This window comes from Paraburkholderia ribeironis (genome assembly GCF_900019265.1).
In the GTDB taxonomy this organism is placed as follows: Bacteria; Pseudomonadota; Gammaproteobacteria; order Burkholderiales; family Burkholderiaceae; genus Paraburkholderia; species Paraburkholderia ribeironis.
The window spans coordinates 96,398-110,605 of the sequence record NZ_CYGX02000040.1; the positions used below are offsets into that span (position 1 = coordinate 96,398).

Below are 14,208 nucleotides of genomic sequence, written 5' to 3' on the forward strand. Positions count from 1 at the left end.
TTCTAGTTCAGTTCACGCCGCATATAAACGGTTTCGCCCGCGCGCACCACTCGCGCGCACAGCGGACGCCCGATCCAGTAAGCCAGCTCGGCGAGCGAATCAACCGACCACACCGCGAAATCGGCCGCACGCCCCACCTGCAACGCGCCGTGCGTATCCGCCTTGCCGAGCGCGTGCGCCGCGTGCAGCGTCACGCCTTGCAGCACCTCGGGCACGGTCATGCGGAACAACGTACACGCCATGTTCATCATCAGCAGCAGCGACGTGGCGGGCGACGTGCCCGGGTTGCTGTCGGTCGAAATCGCGATCGGCACCTCGTAACGCCGCAACAGGTCCAGCGGCGGCAACTGCGTCTCGCGGATGAAGTAGTACGCGCCCGGCAGCAGCACCGCCACGGTGCCCGCCTCTTTCATCGCGGCGACGCCTGCTTCATCGAGGAATTCGAGGTGATCCGCGGACAGCGCGCGATGGCGCGCCGCAAGCGCTGCACCGCCGCCATTCGACAACTGCTCGGCATGCATCTTGACCGGCAGGCCGTGGCGCGCGGCCGCGTTGAACACGCGCTCGCTTTGCTCCAGCGAAAAACCGATGCGTTCGCAGAACACGTCGACCGCATCGACCAGGCCTTCGTCGGCCAGCGCGGGCAGCATCGTGTTGCAGACTTCGTCGATATACGCGTCAGCGCGGCCGGCAAATTCGGGCGGCAATGCGTGCGCGCCGAGAAAGGTCGTGTAGACCGTAACCGGATAGCGCTCGCCCAGTTGCCGCGCGACGCGCAGCATCTTGCGCTCGCTCGCGAGATCGAGCCCGTAGCCGGATTTGATTTCGACCGCCGTCACGCCTTCGGCCAGCAACGGTTCGAGTCGCGCGGCCGCTTGCCGCAACAGCATGGCTTCGTCCGCGGCACGCGTCGCGCGCACCGTCGACACGATACCGCCGCCCTGCCGTGCGATCTCCTCATAGCTGACGCCGGCAAGGCGCTGCGCGAATTCGTCCGCGCGCTGCCCGCCGTACACGAGGTGCGTATGACAGTCGATCAGGCCCGGCGTCACCCATGCGCCGCGCAGATCTTCGCGCGGCCACGCAGCGTATTGCGCGGGCAATTCGCAAGCCGCGCCGAGCCACGCGATACGCCCGTCTTCGACGGCGATCGCGGCATCGGCGAGCGTGTGGCGAGGATCGCCTTGCGAACACAGTTTCAGTTGATGCCAGACGGTTTGCTTCATCGCGTGCTCTTTGCAGCTCGTTGCAGTCTGTTGCGTGTCTGTGATGATCCGGATGCGTGCGCCGCCAAGCCGTTAGGCGTGCATGCAAGGCGGGGGTGGCGCAAGATCATCGTCGCGTGTAGCAGATGCTGATCGCAAGCAGCGCGCCCTCGCCTTCGAGCGCGCAACGCAGCGCGTTCGGCCCGTCGATGCGCAGCGTGTCGCCGGTGTCGAGCTGCAGTGCTTGCGCAGCGCCTGGCGTGAGCGTGACCGGACCGCTGGCGCAAAACAGCAGCACCACGTCGCCCGAAACGGTGCGCGGCGCGTCCGGTTGCGTGCCGGCGCGCCACACTTCCAGTTCGCCGCACGCCAGCTCGCGGCGCACCATCAGGTTGAAGTCGCGCGTCGCACCATCGACGAGCCGCGCGTCGATACGCGTCTCGCCGTTAAAGCGTGCGATGTCGAGCGTCTGCGTCAACGCATGCGACTTCACCACGGTCGCGCCATCCATCTCATCGAGCAGCATGCCCGCGCCGGACAACAGCACCAACGTGCGATCGACGCCGTCGAAACGCGAGAACGGGCCGGCCTGCGCGACATCGGCGACGCTCACGCGCCACACGAAGTCGCCGGGCGCCGCGCCTTGCTCGCGCTCGGGAAACGCAGCCACTTCGCGCGTCACGCCGCCGCCGTTTTTCCACGGCGTCGCCACTAGATCGACGCCGCGAATCAGCGTGAGGGCTGCCGTGTTGTCGGCTACCGCCACGATCAACGGCCCAGCATCGGCAGATTGAGGTCCGCTTCGCGTGCGGTCTGCTGCGCCAGTTCATAGCCCGCATCCGCATGACGCATCACGCCGGTGGCCGGATCGTTGAACAGCACGCGGCCGATGCGCTCGCGCGCCGCGTCCGTGCCGTCCGCGACGATCACGACGCCCGAATGCTGGCTGAAGCCCATGCCGACTCCGCCGCCGTGATGCAAGGACACCCACGACGCACCGCCCGCCGTATTCAGCAGCGCGTTGAGCAGCGGCCAGTCGCTGACCGCGTCCGAGCCATCCTTCATCGATTCGGTTTCGCGATTCGGGCTCGCCACCGAACCGGTGTCGAGGTGATCGCGGCCGATCACGATCGGCGCCTTCAGCTCGCCGTTCCTGACCATTTCGTTGAACGCCTGGCCGAGGCGATAGCGATCCTTCACGCCGACCCAGCAGATCCGCGCGGGCAGCCCCTGAAAAGCGATACGTTCGCGCGCCATGTCGAGCCAGTTGTGCAGATGTGGATCGTCGGGAATCAGTTCCTTGACCTTCGCATCGGTCTTGTAGATATCCTCAGGATCGCCCGACAGCGCGACCCAGCGGAACGGGCCCTTGCCTTCGCAGAACAGCGGACGGATATACGCGGGCACGAAGCCCGGGAAATCGAACGCGTTTTCCACGCCCATTTCCAGCGCCATCTGACGGATGTTGTTGCCGTAGTCGAGCGTGGCCGCGCCGCGCTCCTGCAGCGTCAGCATCGCCTGCACCTGCCGCGCCATCGACTGCTTGGCCGGCATAACGATGCTCTCCGGCGCGGTGTTCTGACGCTCACGCCAGTCCTCCACGGTCCAGCCTTGCGGCAGGTAGCCGTGAATCGGATCGTGCGCGCTGGTCTGGTCGGTCACGCAATCCGGCGTGATGCCGCGCGCCACGCAGTCGGCGAATACATCGGCGGCATTGCCCAGCAAGCCGATCGACACCGGTTTGCCGGACTGCTTCGCTGCGTCGAGCATCGCGAGCGCTTCGTCGAGCGTCTTCGCTTTCCTGTCGACGTAGCGCGTCTTCAGACGGAAGTCGATGCGCGTCTCGTCGCATTCCACCGCGATCATCGAGAAGCCGGCCATCGTCGCCGCGAGCGGTTGCGCGCCGCCCATGCCGCCGAGACCGCCGGTCAGAATCCAACGGCCCTTCGGGTCGCCGTTGAAATGCTGGTTCGCCACCGCGAAGAAGGTCTCGTAGGTGCCCTGCACGATGCCCTGGCTGCCGATGTAGATCCAGCTGCCTGCGGTCATCTGCCCGTACATCATCAGCCCCTTGCGATCGAGTTCGTGGAAGTGTTCCCACGTCGCCCAATGCGGCACCAGGTTCGAATTGGCGAGCAGCACGCGCGGTGCGTCCGCATGCGTGCGAAACACGCCGACCGGCTTGCCCGACTGGATCAGCAGCGTTTCGTCTTCGTTCAGGTTGCGCAGCGACGCGAGGATCTGATCGAAGCAATCCCAGTTGCGTGCGGCGCGGCCAATGCCGCCATATACGACGAGCGCATGCGGATGCTCAGCCACTTCGGGGTCCAGATTATTCTGGATCATCCGGTACGCGGCTTCCGCAATCCACGTCTTGCAGGTCTTTTCCGAGCCGCGCGGTGCGCGGATCGTGCGGGTGGGATCGAGTCGCGGATCGATGTGTTTCGGGTTGTTCATTGGGGCCCTCGGAATATCGGAAGATGCTCGGAAATCAGGCGAAAAAAATGCAATCAGAAATGACCGGTGAAGCGGTAGCGGTTACCGGGATGCCATAGATTCGCGATCGACGCGACCTGGCTTTGCGACCAGGTGCGCCGATGCAGCACGAGGCAAGGCTCGAGTTCGTCCATCGTCAGCAATTCGCGCGTATCGGCGTCCGCCGCCAGCGCTTCGATCCGGTACTCGACCCGCTGTAGCGGCGCCACGCGCACGAGATACTGGTTCGGCGTGGTGTTCGTGAAGTCCTGCAGCGCGTACTCCGGCGCGACCGCCGGATTGACCCAGCGCTCTTCGAGCTGCACCGGCTCGTCGTTTTCGAAATGCAGCACGCGCGAATGAAACACCGGACTGCCCTCGCTCACCTGCATCTCTTCGGCGAGCGCCTCGTCGGCGATGCTCGCGCCGATGTGCAGCACCTTCGCCTGATAGCGATGACCGCGTGCGACGATTTCGTCGGAGATGCTGCGGATCGCCACCAGCGTCGATTCGTACTTCGGACGCGCCACGAACGTGCCCGAGCCCTGCACCCGCGTGAGCACCTGCTCCGAGGTCAGTTCGCGCAGCGCGCGATTGACCGTCATGCGCGCCACGTTGAACTCGCGTGCGAGTTCGTTTTCGGATGGCACCTGGTCGCCTTCAGCCCAATCGCCCGCATGAATGCGCGCGAGGATGAAGTCCTTGATGCCCTGGTAGGCCGGAGCGTTCATTGGCGTGGTCCGCGTGATCGACGATTTACTGTTCGGAAGCGAACGAGAACGGGCTCAGCTTCGCGATCGCGCCGTTCTGCACGAGGCGCGTGACCGCCGCGATGTCCGGTGCGAAATAGTGATCGAGCTCGTAATGCGCGACGTCCTTGCGCACCACGTCCATCACCTTCTGCAGACTCGGGCTGGTCTTGTGCGGCGCGCGCAGATCGACGCCTTGCGCGGCGGCGAGCAGTTCGATCGACAGGATGTTCGCGGTGTTGTCCGCGATGTCGCCGAGCTTGCGCGCGGCGAACGTCGCCATCGACACGTGGTCTTCCTGGTTCGCGGACGTCGGCAGCGAATCGACCGACGCGGGATGTGCGAGCGTCTTGTTCTCCGACGCGAGCGCCGCGGCCGTCACGTGAGCGATCATGAAACCGGAATTCACCCCACCGTCCTTCACGAGGAACGGCGGCAGACCCGACAGCGTCGCGTCGATCAGCAGTGCGATGCGACGCTCGGCCAGCGCGCCGATTTCGGCGGCGGCCAGCGCGAGGTTGTCGGCGGCGAACGCGACCGGTTCGGCGTGGAAGTTACCGCCCGACAGCACTTCGCCGGTGTCCGGGAAAATCAGCGGATTGTCGGAGACCGCGTTCGCTTCCAGCAGCAGCAGGTCCGCGGCGTGCCGCATCTGGTCCAGACACGCGCCCATCACTTGCGGTTGGCAGCGCAGGCTGTACGGGTCCTGCACCTTGTCGCAATCGGCGTGCGAGACGTTGATGCCCGAGCCTTGCAACAGCGACCGGTAAGACGCCGCGGCATCCATCTGACCTTGATGGCCGCGCAGTTCGTGAATGCGCGCATCGAACGGCTTGACCGAACCCGCCGCCGCGTCCACCGACAACGCGCCCGCCACCAGCGCCGTACGGTACAGGTCTTCGATTGCGAACATGTTGTACAGCGCGAGCGCGGTCGATGCCTGGGTGCCGTTGAGCAGCGCGAGACCTTCCTTGGCTTGCAGCGTGAGCGGCTTGAGGCCGACCAGCGCGAGGCCTTCGGTGGCCGGCATGCGCTCGCCTTTGGCGAACACTTCGCCGACACCGAGCAGCACCGCCGACATATGCGCGAGCGGCGCGAGGTCGCCGGATGCGCCGACCGACCCTTTGACCGGGATCACCGGCAGCACGTCGGCGTTGTACAGCGTGATCAGCGCTTCCATCACTTCGCGGCGGATGCCGGAGTGGCCACGGCCGAGGCTCGACAGCTTCAGCGCGATCAACAGACGCACGACCGGCGGCGACATCGGCTCGCCCACGCCGACCGCATGCGAGAGCACCAGATTGCGTTGCAACAGTTCGAGCTGGTCGTGCGGGATATGCGTGCTGGCGAGCCGCCCGAAACCCGTATTGATGCCATAGGCGGGCTTGCCCTTCGCGGCGATGTCGGCGACGGTCCTGGCACACGCGTCGATGGCGGCGTGGCTGGCGGGATCGAGTTGCAACGTGACGTGTTCACGGGCGATCTGGCGCAGTTGCGGGAGGCTCAGGTAGCCGGGCTTCAGAATCATGGTGTCATCCTGTCTATACAAGTTGAGAGAAGTCTAGCTGCGCAGTCTTGTATATACAACTTGTTTTTCGCACTTCTGACCTAGGGATTTCCATTAGGTGAAAGCGAGACAGGCTTATTTTCCGTATTCAGCGAGGCGGCACGAGGCCACTTGGCCGGCGCGCCGTGCGATGCTTTACGCTCCCGATTTGTCTATACACATTGGCTCCGCGCGGCGCCGCGAGGACGAGAGCATTCCGCCCGCCGAGCTGGTCCGGGTCTCGTCGAGAACGGCGAAGCGTCGCCTTCAGGGCGCCCCCCAAGAGGACTTCCTCAGGTGTGCCCCCAAGGGGGGCTTCCTCCGGGGCGCCCCCCAAGAGGACTTCCTCCGGTGCGCCCCCCAAGAGGACTTCCTCCGGCGCGCCCCCAAGGGGGCTTCCTTCGGGGCGTAATCTGTGTAAGCGCTGGCGTTGCAAATCCGTAAGCTCATATCGATAAAATCGCCCGACCTGATCTTGCGATGCGACCCACCAGGTCGCACATGAGCCCGGATTTGAACAATGAACTTGGCGCTGAACTTCTACTGGCTGACCAACCTGCTGGCGATTCTGTTCGTCGTGGCGTGCCTGTACGACGCACGCTACGACGAATACGGCGTGTTGACGCTGAGCGCGGCCGCCATGGGCCTCATCGTGATGGCGATCGAGCTTTTCCTCAAGCCCGCTTTCGATATGGCGCTTTGAGGCGCGGCGCGCGTGACGCCGCGCGCCCCGCCACCGGCAGCGACGTCGCCGCGAACATAAGCGCCAACCTATGCGCCGTCATATGCCGACATATGCGCGTGAGACCACCCCGCGCGGCTCATGAACCACGAGCTGCTCAACCGCCCCGCGCCCCATCTTCATAGCGATCGTGATGCCTGACCCAATCGGTCAGATTGCTCGCCTCGTTGCGTCCTTTCGGCGTGACGTCCAGATGCGCGTACGTGTTGATGAAGCGTTCGTCGCCGCGTCCGTAGCAGGAATATGTGTGATACACATCGCCGTGCTCATCCTTATAGAACACGCTGTGGCCGTGCTGCTCGTCGATGCCGACGTCCTGCTCGGTGAAGTTGTAGAAAGCTTTTTTGCTGGCTAGCTGCTCGGGCGTGAACGACACGTGATAGTCGAAATTGAAATCGCTTCCGCTCGACGACACCCACGGAAAGGTCCATCCCATGCGCTTTTTGAAGGCCTCGATCTTCGCGAGCGGCGCGTGCGACACCGTCACGTACGATACATCGTGATGCTCCAGATGCGTGACGATGCCGGTCATGTGATCCGACAGGAACGAACAGCCGACACAGCCCTCGTTCCAGTCTGAGCCCAGCATGAAGTGATAAATGATCAGCTGGCTGCGGCCGTCGAACAGGTCGGCGAGCGTCTTGCGGCCTTGCGGCGTCTCGAACACATAGCTCTTGTCGACCTTGACCCACGGCAGCTCGCGGCGTTTGCGGGCGAGTTCGTCACCGGCGCGCATGTGTGCTTTCTCCTCGGCCAGCAGCGCCCTGCTCGCGGCCAGCCATTGCTCTCTAGTGCCAATGCGGTGTTGCGGTTCCATCTGCGTCTCCTTCCCTGCGTCATGCAGGCCAGTCAGGCACACTCAAACGAATCCCAGGCAGTTCGAACTATTTTCGGCCGCGCCGCGACTGGCATTGGCCGGTAACGCGTGCGCACGCGTGTGGGCGCTGTGCGCGGGCCAGGCCGACGCCGCCCGGGGGCATCCACGTCATGATTTGCGCCGCTTGCGTCCGCGTACAGCGGCTTTCGGCGAGCCAGGCGCCGAGACACCGACGGCCGATGACGTTCGGCCCGCCTCGCGCGAAGCAGGCTCCTCTTCGACGAACGCGGCAAGACGGTCGAGCGATTCGGACCAGAAGCGCTGATAACGGCTGAGCCATTCGATGGCTTCCTCCATCGGTCCGGCGCACAGACGGCACGCGACCGTACGGCCGGTCTTGCTGCGCGTGATCAGACCGGCGCCGGACAGCACGTCGAGGTGTTTCATCACGGCGGGCAAGGACATCGCAAACGGCTCGGCGAGTTCGCTGACCGACAGATCATGCTGCGACAGACGCGCGAGCAACGCGCGTCGCGTCGGGTCCGACAACGCGGCGAAGGTGCGATCGAGCACCGCTTCATTAAACTTAACCATGAGGTTAAGTTTAGGAGCGGGCATGCGAATGTCAAGGACAGATAGGCACGTTTTCGACAGTGCCGGAAAGAGCGCGCACGCGACGACGCATCGCATCGGCTAGAAAAGTTACGCGGCGCGCGGTGAACAAATCACTGTCACGCGCCACGTCGAGGTGGAAAACAACCGGCTGGCTATTCAGGCAAAACAAGGCGGCGGACTTCGTCCTGCCAGTGCATGATCGGCACCCGCCCGACACGCCCCATCAGATCGCCCAGCCGCCGAGATAGAACCCGACCAGCACCGCGGCGATCACGACCGTGCCCACGTTCAGCTTGCGATATTCGCCGCTCACCACGCGGCCGATCACGAGCGTCGCGAAACCGAGCATGATGCCCGTCACGATGTTGGCCGTCAGCACGATGAACACCGCGCACATCAACCCCGACATCGCGTCGACCATATCGTCCATATGCAGCTTGCTGACGTTCGACAGCATCAGCAGCCCCACGTACATCAGCGCCGGCGCCGTCGCGTACGACGGCACGAGACCGGCCAGCGGCGAGAAGAACATCACCACGAGGAACAGCAGACCGACCACCGCCGCCGCCATCCCGGTCTTCGCGCCGGCCGCCACGCCGACCGTCGATTCGATATACGCCGCCGCCGGCGCGCCACCGAAGAGGCCCGAGAAAACCGAGCTCAGCGAATCGGCCGTCAACGCACGGCCGCCGTTGATGATGCGGCCGTTTTCATCGAGCTGCCCCGCCTGCCCCGCGACCGCGCGGATCGTGCCGGTGGCGTCGAACACCGCGGTCATCACGAGCGCCAGCACGCTCGGCAGCACCGCCATCGACAGCGCGCCCTTGATGTCCATCGCGCCGATCAGCGACGCATGGCCCGGCGCGCTCAGCGACGGCACCGCGAACGCGCCGTGGAACGACACGGCCGGATCGATTGCGAGCGCGAGCGTCGAAATCGCCACGATCACGATCAGGATCGAGCCCGGCACGCGACGGCGCACCAGACCGAAGATCGCCGCCAATCCCGCCACCGACATCAGCGCCGGCAACGCGGTGATATGACCGAGCGACACCGGCAGGCCGGCGCCCGGATTCTTCACGACGAGCCCGACGTCGTTGGCGGCGATCAGCAGCAGGAACAGACCGATGCCGATGCCCGTGCCGTGCGCGATGCCGGTCGGCAGATTGCGCAGGATCCACGAGCGCACGCCCGTCACCGAGATCGCGGTGAACGCCACGCCCATCAGGAACACCGCGCCGAGCGCGACGCTCGGATGCAGGCCCTTGCCGAGCACGAGACCGAACGCGGTGAACGCGGTCAGCGAAATCGCGCAGCCGATGGCGATCGGCAGACGCGCCCACACGCCCATCAGCAGCGAACCGAACGCGGTGGTCAGGCACACGGCGACGAATACCGCGCTGGTGTCGAAGCCCGCCTTGCCGAACATGCCCGGCACGACGAAAACGGAGTAGACCATCGCAAGGAAGGTCGTGACGCCCGCGACGATTTCCTGGCGTTGCGAACTGCCGCGTGCGGAGATTTCGAAGTAGCGATCGAGCAGGCCGCGACCGTCGAATGATTCGGTCACGACTTCGGAAATCGCCTGGGCCTGGGGTTCCATCATGATGAGTGCCTCCTTTATCAGCGTGCTGAAACGGCCGTCGATGCGGCCGCCGTCAGGGTTGTCTCGTGGTTGGTTTAATGTGGGATGTCGGCGTTTTGCTGTCACGAAATGTAGGCCAACACGAATATGTCTCCAATCACATGCATGGCATGCCCGACATGTCGCGGCTCTTATATCGTTCTGGCGACGGCAAATCACGCCGACGCGCCGCGCGTATACACCTACGGCCTGCGATGAACCGGTGAAAGGGTTTTGACGGTTGCGTGGCATCGAAACAGACCGGGAGTCGTCACCCGCGCAACTCGCGGCGGGCTCATAGCCAGGCTCGCGGACCACGCGCGGCATGAAGCGTGCTTGGCGCCCTCCTTCCGGATTGCCGGCAAAACGGGAACCGCCCGGGCTCGCGGGTTACACTCTGGCCCGTACCCGTGTTAACCGCGACGGCCCACCGCGCCCGTCCGCATCGGCCCATGGAGTTTTTCCTGATGACTGGCGGTTTTTCGCGTCCTGCCTGGCGCGTGCTGATTCTCGCTGTGTTCGCGCTATGCGCGCTGTCCGGCTGCAGCAGTCTGCTGTGGGGTCCGCAGCAGGCGCCGATCGTCGAGGCGACGGTCATGCCGGTCGAACCCGCCAGCGCGCCGGTGGTGGCCTCCGCGCCCGAAGCGGTCGAAACCGGGGCGAACGAACCCGAGCAGCCGAAGGTGCCGAAGAAGCCCGTCGTCAAGCCGCACAAGGTCGAGCCGCCACCGCCGGTGGCCGCGCCCGCGCCACCGCCACCACCACCGCCACCGCCTCCGCTGATCGTGCTGCGCACCATCGAGCGCAGCGAGGCGCGTGCGCTGCTCGATAGCGAAGTGCAGAAGGCCGACGGCAAAGTGGTCGGACGCGCTATCGATATGACCGCCGATGCGGCCGGCAAGCCGCACGAGATGGTCGTCAATCTGCAGGGCTTCCTTGGGGTCGGCGACCGCAAGGTGAACTTCCCGTGGAGCGCGTTCCACTTCACGCCGAGCGCGAAGACCGCGCCGATCACGCTGAACGTCGCGGCCACGCCGGCGAGCGCGGCCAAATCCAGCGTCGTGCAGTTGCCATTGATCGACGCCACCGTCGAACGCTCGAACGGCGTCAAGGTGGGCCGCGTGATCGACGTGCTGATCGACGCCAATGCGCAGCCGCAGGCCGTGGTGCTCGACGTCAACGGCATGGTCAGCACCGAGCGGCGCACCATCGCCGCAAGCTGGTCGGCGCTGCGCTTCGTCACCAAAGACAAGGAGCTGCGCCCGCAACTCGATCTGAGCGACGCGCAGATCAACGCGACGCCGCCCTACGCGAGCGACAAACCGATCCGCGCGGTGTCGCCGGCGCCGCCACCCGCGCCAGCGCCGGCAGCTGCACCGGCCGCCTCGGCGCCTGCCGTGGCGTCGACTGCCGTCGCGGTTTCCAACGCACGGGCGGCCCGATGATCGGCCGCACTCTGGTTACGGCGCGCAGCCTGCGCGCGCTCGATTGGCTCAATTTTTTCGTCGCCAACGTGCAGACGGGCTTCGGGCCGTTCATCGCGTCGTACCTCGCGTCGCATAAGTGGACCCAGGGCGAGATCGGCATGGTGCTGTCGGTGGGGACCATCAGCGCGATGGTCAGCCAGGTGCCCGGCGGCGCCGCGGTCGACGCGTTGCGCAACAAGAAAGCCGCCGCGGCGTGGGCGATCTTCGCGATCATTTTCAGTGCGGTGCTACTGGCCGTCAGCCCGACCGTGCTGCCGGTGATCGCTGCCGAAGTGTTCCACGGCTTCGCCAGTTGCATGCTGACGCCCGCGCTTGCGGCGATCTCGTTCGCGCTGGTGGGACGCGCGAATCTCGGCGACCGGCTTGGGCGCAATGCGCGCTGGGCGTCGATCGGCAGCGCGGTGGCGGCTGGATTGATGGGCCTGTTCGGCGAGTACTATTCGCCGCGCGCCGTGTTCTGGCTAACCGCCGCGCTCGCCGTGCCCGCGCTGATCGCGCTGTCGATGATCCAGCGCACCGACACCATCGAACATGTGAGGGCCGTGCCAACACCGCAGCAGATCGAGCGGCGCGAGTCGCTGCGCGAATTGTTGCGCGACCGGCGGATGCTGCTGTTCGCCGCGTGCATCGTGCTGTTCCATCTGTCGAACGCGGCGATGCTGAATCTGGCCGCGGGTGAAGTGACGGCTGGCATGGGCGACAACGTTCAACTCGTGATCGCGGCGTGCATCATCGTGCCGCAAGCGATCGTCGCGATGATGTCGCCGTGGGTCGGACGCTCGGCCGAGCGCTGGGGACGCAGGCCGATTCTGCTGCTCGGGTTTTCGGCGTTGCCGGTCCGCGCGTTGCTGTTTGCCGGAATCAGCAGTCCTTATCTGCTGGTGCCGGTGCAGATGCTCGACGGCTTGAGCGCCGCCGTGTTCGGTGTGATGCTGCCGCTGATCGCCGCCGACGTAGCCGGCGACAAGGGTCGCTACAACCTGTGTATCGGGCTGTTCGGCTTGGCGGCCGGGATCGGGGCCACGTTGAGCACGACGGCCGCGGGCTTCGTCGCCGATCATTTCGGCAATGCGGTGAGCTTCTTCGGCCTGGCTGCGGCGGGTGCGCTGGCCGTGCTGCTGGTGTGGGCGGCAATGCCTGAGACGCGCGACACGGCGCCGGCCGACGATGGCGCGCCGGTGGCCGATGGCGGGAAGTCGGCGGTGCGGTGACGGGTGGTTCATCCGATGGCGGGCGAACGATGCGCCGCGCCCACCCGCCCCGGCTTCAATCAATCGCCCCGCCCGCTGTCTCGCGCATGAACCGCAACGGCAGCAACGACACCAAGGCACGTCAATCGAGAAACTCCGCCGCGCGTTTGCGCAACACCGCGCCGAAGTCGTCGAGCCAGCCGATCGACAGACGCCAGCTCTGCCAGTACAGATCGACGTCGATGGGCTTGCCGGGCGCCATCTCCACCAGTTCGCCGCTCGCCAGCTGCGCGGCGATCATCCGTTCGGGACACATGCCCCAGCCGAGGCCCATCACGCAGGCCCGCAAAAAACCGGCGACGTGTGGAATCCAGTGCAACGGCGGGTCGAGTTCCGCTCGCGTGATGCGGCGCATGAAGCGCTTTTGCAACTGATCCTTCGGATTGAAATCGATGCACGGCGTGTGCCGCAAACTCTCGCGCGTGACGCCGTCGGCAAAGTAGTGCGCGCGGAACGCCGGCGAGCAGACTGCCAGATAGCGCATGCGCCCGAGGCGGGTCGAGCGGCAGCCCTGCACCGGTTCGGCCTGCGTGGTCACTGCGCCTTGCACGCTGCCGTCGCGAATCCGTTCTGCGGTGTGGTCCTGATCGTCGATCACCAGATCGAGCAGCATTTCCCGCTCGACGCAGAACGGCGCCACCGCGTCGATGAACCACGTGCCGACGCTATCGTCGTTGACGGCCACGCGCAGTGCCGGCCACGGCTCGACCAACGCGCCGGGCTGCGCCGGCAGGCGGCCATTCAGCTCCGCTTCGAGCAATTGCACGCGTTCGGTGTGGCGGCACAGCAGCGCGCCCGAGGTGGTCGCGACGCACGGCTGGCCGCGCTTCACCAGCACGCTGCCCACCCGCTCCTCCAGCAGCTTGACCCGCTGCGATACCGCCGACGGCGTGACATTCAGTTCGCTCGCCGCACGGTCGAACGAGCCATGGCGCACCACGGCGGCCAGTGCGTCGAGCAGTGCATAGTCGAGCATTAGCGCTCCTTAATCGGCATTAAGTAAATTAGCTTCTCTTATGAGACACAAAACCGCAGACTAGCCCCGTTCGCTTCTCCCGTCTACTGGATCGTTTATGAACTGGCTGTCTTTTTCTCATGGCGCCGCGCTGTGCGCATCGCTGATCGTGACGATCGGCGCGCAAAACGCGTTCGTGCTGCGTCAAGGCATCATGCGCTCGCATGTCGGCAAGATCGTCGCGCTGTGCGCGCTGTCGGACTTCATTCTGATCGCGGCGGGTGTCGGCGGCGCGGCGGTGCTGGTGGAACGCTACCCGGTGTTCGTCCACGCGATGCTGTATGTCGGGCTCGCCTATCTCGCGTGGTTTGGGATCAATGCGCTGCGGCGCGCGGTGCGGCCGGGGCATGCGGTGCTGGACGCCGCTGCGAGCGGTACGCTACCCGTGCAACGCGCGATGCCGATCGTGCTGATGACGCTCGCCTTCACGTGGCTCAATCCGCACGTGTATCTCGACACGTTTCTGCTGATCGGCACGGCCGGTGCCCGCGAGCCCCAGGGCGCACGAGTCGCGTTCGCGCTCGGCGCGATGGCGGTCAGCGGAATCTGGTTCGTGGGTCTCGGTTACGGCGCGCGTGCATTGGCGCCGCTGTTTCGCCGGGCGAGCGCCTGGCGTGTGCTGGATGGCGCGATCGGCAGCATGGTGTTGCTGCTTGCGCTCACGCAGTTGCGCTGAACGCGGC

At 65.5% G+C, this 14,208-nt stretch carries 13 protein-coding genes; 4 read left to right on the forward strand and 9 right to left on the reverse strand.

The features are described 5' to 3' along the window. Window positions 1–2: 2 nt before the first annotated feature. The 5 genes from hutI to hutH all read right to left on the reverse strand — a co-directional run bounded on the left by hutI (window position 3) and on the right by hutH (window position 5,957). The gene (hutI, locus tag BN2475_RS18650) at window positions 3–1,226 is read right to left on the reverse strand and encodes an imidazolonepropionase (RefSeq protein ID WP_094780972.1); all 1,224 of its coding nucleotides are present in this window, start codon (window positions 1,224–1,226) and stop codon (window positions 3–5) included. A 106-nt stretch (window positions 1,227–1,332) separates the two neighbouring features. Next, window positions 1,333–1,971 (reverse strand): HutD/Ves family protein, encoded by a 639-nt coding sequence (locus BN2475_RS18655; RefSeq protein WP_094781003.1) that lies wholly within the window; start codon window positions 1,969–1,971, stop codon window positions 1,333–1,335. Window positions 1,972–1,973: 2 nt separating this feature from the next. Next, window positions 1,974–3,662 carry a urocanate hydratase gene (hutU, locus tag BN2475_RS18660; protein ID WP_094780973.1) on the reverse strand — a complete coding sequence of 563 codons (1,689 nt, stop codon included), beginning with the start codon at window positions 3,660–3,662 and terminating at the stop codon, window positions 1,974–1,976. A 53-nt stretch (window positions 3,663–3,715) separates the two neighbouring features. After that, a complete protein-coding gene (gene hutC / locus BN2475_RS18665) occupies window positions 3,716–4,411 on the reverse strand; it encodes a histidine utilization transcriptional repressor HutC (RefSeq protein WP_094780974.1) in 696 nt (231 codons plus the stop codon). Between the two features lie 25 nt (window positions 4,412–4,436). Then, window positions 4,437–5,957 (reverse strand): histidine ammonia-lyase, encoded by a 1,521-nt coding sequence (gene hutH, locus BN2475_RS18670; RefSeq protein ID WP_094780975.1) that lies wholly within the window; start codon window positions 5,955–5,957, stop codon window positions 4,437–4,439. Between the two features lie 538 nt (window positions 5,958–6,495). On the opposite strand from hutH, the gene BN2475_RS18680 reads away from it, so the two are divergent. Continuing rightward, complete coding sequence (locus BN2475_RS18680; RefSeq protein WP_094780977.1) at window positions 6,496–6,678, forward strand: hypothetical protein; 183 nt, start codon at window positions 6,496–6,498, stop codon at window positions 6,676–6,678. A 136-nt stretch (window positions 6,679–6,814) separates the two neighbouring features. On the opposite strand, the gene BN2475_RS18685 is transcribed toward BN2475_RS18680, so the two are convergent. The 3 genes from BN2475_RS18685 to BN2475_RS18695 form a co-directional block, all read right to left on the reverse strand. After that, window positions 6,815–7,534 (reverse strand): DUF899 domain-containing protein, encoded by a 720-nt coding sequence (locus tag BN2475_RS18685; protein WP_094780978.1) that lies wholly within the window; start codon window positions 7,532–7,534, stop codon window positions 6,815–6,817. 168 nt (window positions 7,535–7,702) lie between these two features. Next, window positions 7,703–8,128 (reverse strand): ArsR/SmtB family transcription factor, encoded by a 426-nt coding sequence (locus tag BN2475_RS18690; RefSeq protein WP_094780979.1) that lies wholly within the window; start codon window positions 8,126–8,128, stop codon window positions 7,703–7,705. Between the two features lie 244 nt (window positions 8,129–8,372). After that, window positions 8,373–9,755 carry an NCS2 family permease gene (locus BN2475_RS18695; RefSeq protein ID WP_094780980.1) on the reverse strand — a complete coding sequence of 461 codons (1,383 nt, stop codon included), beginning with the start codon at window positions 9,753–9,755 and terminating at the stop codon, window positions 8,373–8,375. 485 nt (window positions 9,756–10,240) lie between these two features. Here BN2475_RS18695 and BN2475_RS18700 point away from each other — a divergent pair, with 485 nt between their 5' ends. Together BN2475_RS18700 and BN2475_RS18705 are read left to right on the forward strand one after the other, a co-directional pair. Then, window positions 10,241–11,218, forward strand: coding sequence for a PRC-barrel domain-containing protein (locus BN2475_RS18700; protein WP_094781004.1), 978 nt, complete (start codon window positions 10,241–10,243; stop codon window positions 11,216–11,218). After that, window positions 11,215–12,471 carry an MFS transporter gene (locus BN2475_RS18705; RefSeq protein WP_094780981.1) on the forward strand — a complete coding sequence of 419 codons (1,257 nt, stop codon included), beginning with the start codon at window positions 11,215–11,217 and terminating at the stop codon, window positions 12,469–12,471. The genes BN2475_RS18700 and BN2475_RS18705 overlap by 4 nt, the downstream gene beginning before the upstream one ends. Window positions 12,472–12,592: 121 nt before the next feature. On the opposite strand, the gene BN2475_RS18710 is transcribed toward BN2475_RS18705, so the two are convergent. Then, window positions 12,593–13,486 carry a LysR family transcriptional regulator ArgP gene (locus tag BN2475_RS18710; RefSeq protein WP_094780982.1) on the reverse strand — a complete coding sequence of 298 codons (894 nt, stop codon included), beginning with the start codon at window positions 13,484–13,486 and terminating at the stop codon, window positions 12,593–12,595. A gap of 97 nt (window positions 13,487–13,583) precedes the next feature. Here BN2475_RS18710 and BN2475_RS18715 point away from each other — a divergent pair, with 97 nt between their 5' ends. Further along, on the forward strand, window positions 13,584–14,201 hold the full coding sequence (locus tag BN2475_RS18715) for a LysE/ArgO family amino acid transporter (protein ID WP_094780983.1): 618 nt from the start codon (window positions 13,584–13,586) through the stop codon (window positions 14,199–14,201). The last annotated feature ends 7 nt before the right edge of the window (window positions 14,202–14,208 follow it).

Bases quoted from the DNA above. Each gene is read 5' to 3' on its own strand.
- hutI (WP_094780972.1), bottom strand. From the start codon at position 1,226: ATGAAGCAAACCGTCTGGCATCAACTGAAACTGTGTTCGCAAGGCGAT.
- hutU (WP_094780973.1), bottom strand. From the start codon at position 3,662: ATGAACAACCCGAAACACATCGATCCGCGACTCGATCCCACCCGCACG.
- hutC (WP_094780974.1), bottom strand. From the start codon at position 4,411: ATGAACGCTCCGGCCTACCAGGGCATCAAGGACTTCATCCTCGCGCGC.
- hutH (WP_094780975.1), bottom strand. From the start codon at position 5,957: ATGATTCTGAAGCCCGGCTACCTGAGCCTCCCGCAACTGCGCCAGATC.
- BN2475_RS18680 (WP_094780977.1), top strand. From the start codon at position 6,496: ATGAACTTGGCGCTGAACTTCTACTGGCTGACCAACCTGCTGGCGATT.
- BN2475_RS18685 (WP_094780978.1), bottom strand. From the start codon at position 7,534: ATGGAACCGCAACACCGCATTGGCACTAGAGAGCAATGGCTGGCCGCG.
- BN2475_RS18690 (WP_094780979.1), bottom strand. From the start codon at position 8,128: ATGGTTAAGTTTAATGAAGCGGTGCTCGATCGCACCTTCGCCGCGTTG.
- BN2475_RS18695 (WP_094780980.1), bottom strand. From the start codon at position 9,755: ATGATGGAACCCCAGGCCCAGGCGATTTCCGAAGTCGTGACCGAATCA.
- BN2475_RS18700 (WP_094781004.1), top strand. From the start codon at position 10,241: ATGACTGGCGGTTTTTCGCGTCCTGCCTGGCGCGTGCTGATTCTCGCT.
- BN2475_RS18705 (WP_094780981.1), top strand. From the start codon at position 11,215: ATGATCGGCCGCACTCTGGTTACGGCGCGCAGCCTGCGCGCGCTCGAT.
- BN2475_RS18710 (WP_094780982.1), bottom strand. From the start codon at position 13,486: ATGCTCGACTATGCACTGCTCGACGCACTGGCCGCCGTGGTGCGCCAT.
- BN2475_RS18715 (WP_094780983.1), top strand. From the start codon at position 13,584: ATGAACTGGCTGTCTTTTTCTCATGGCGCCGCGCTGTGCGCATCGCTG.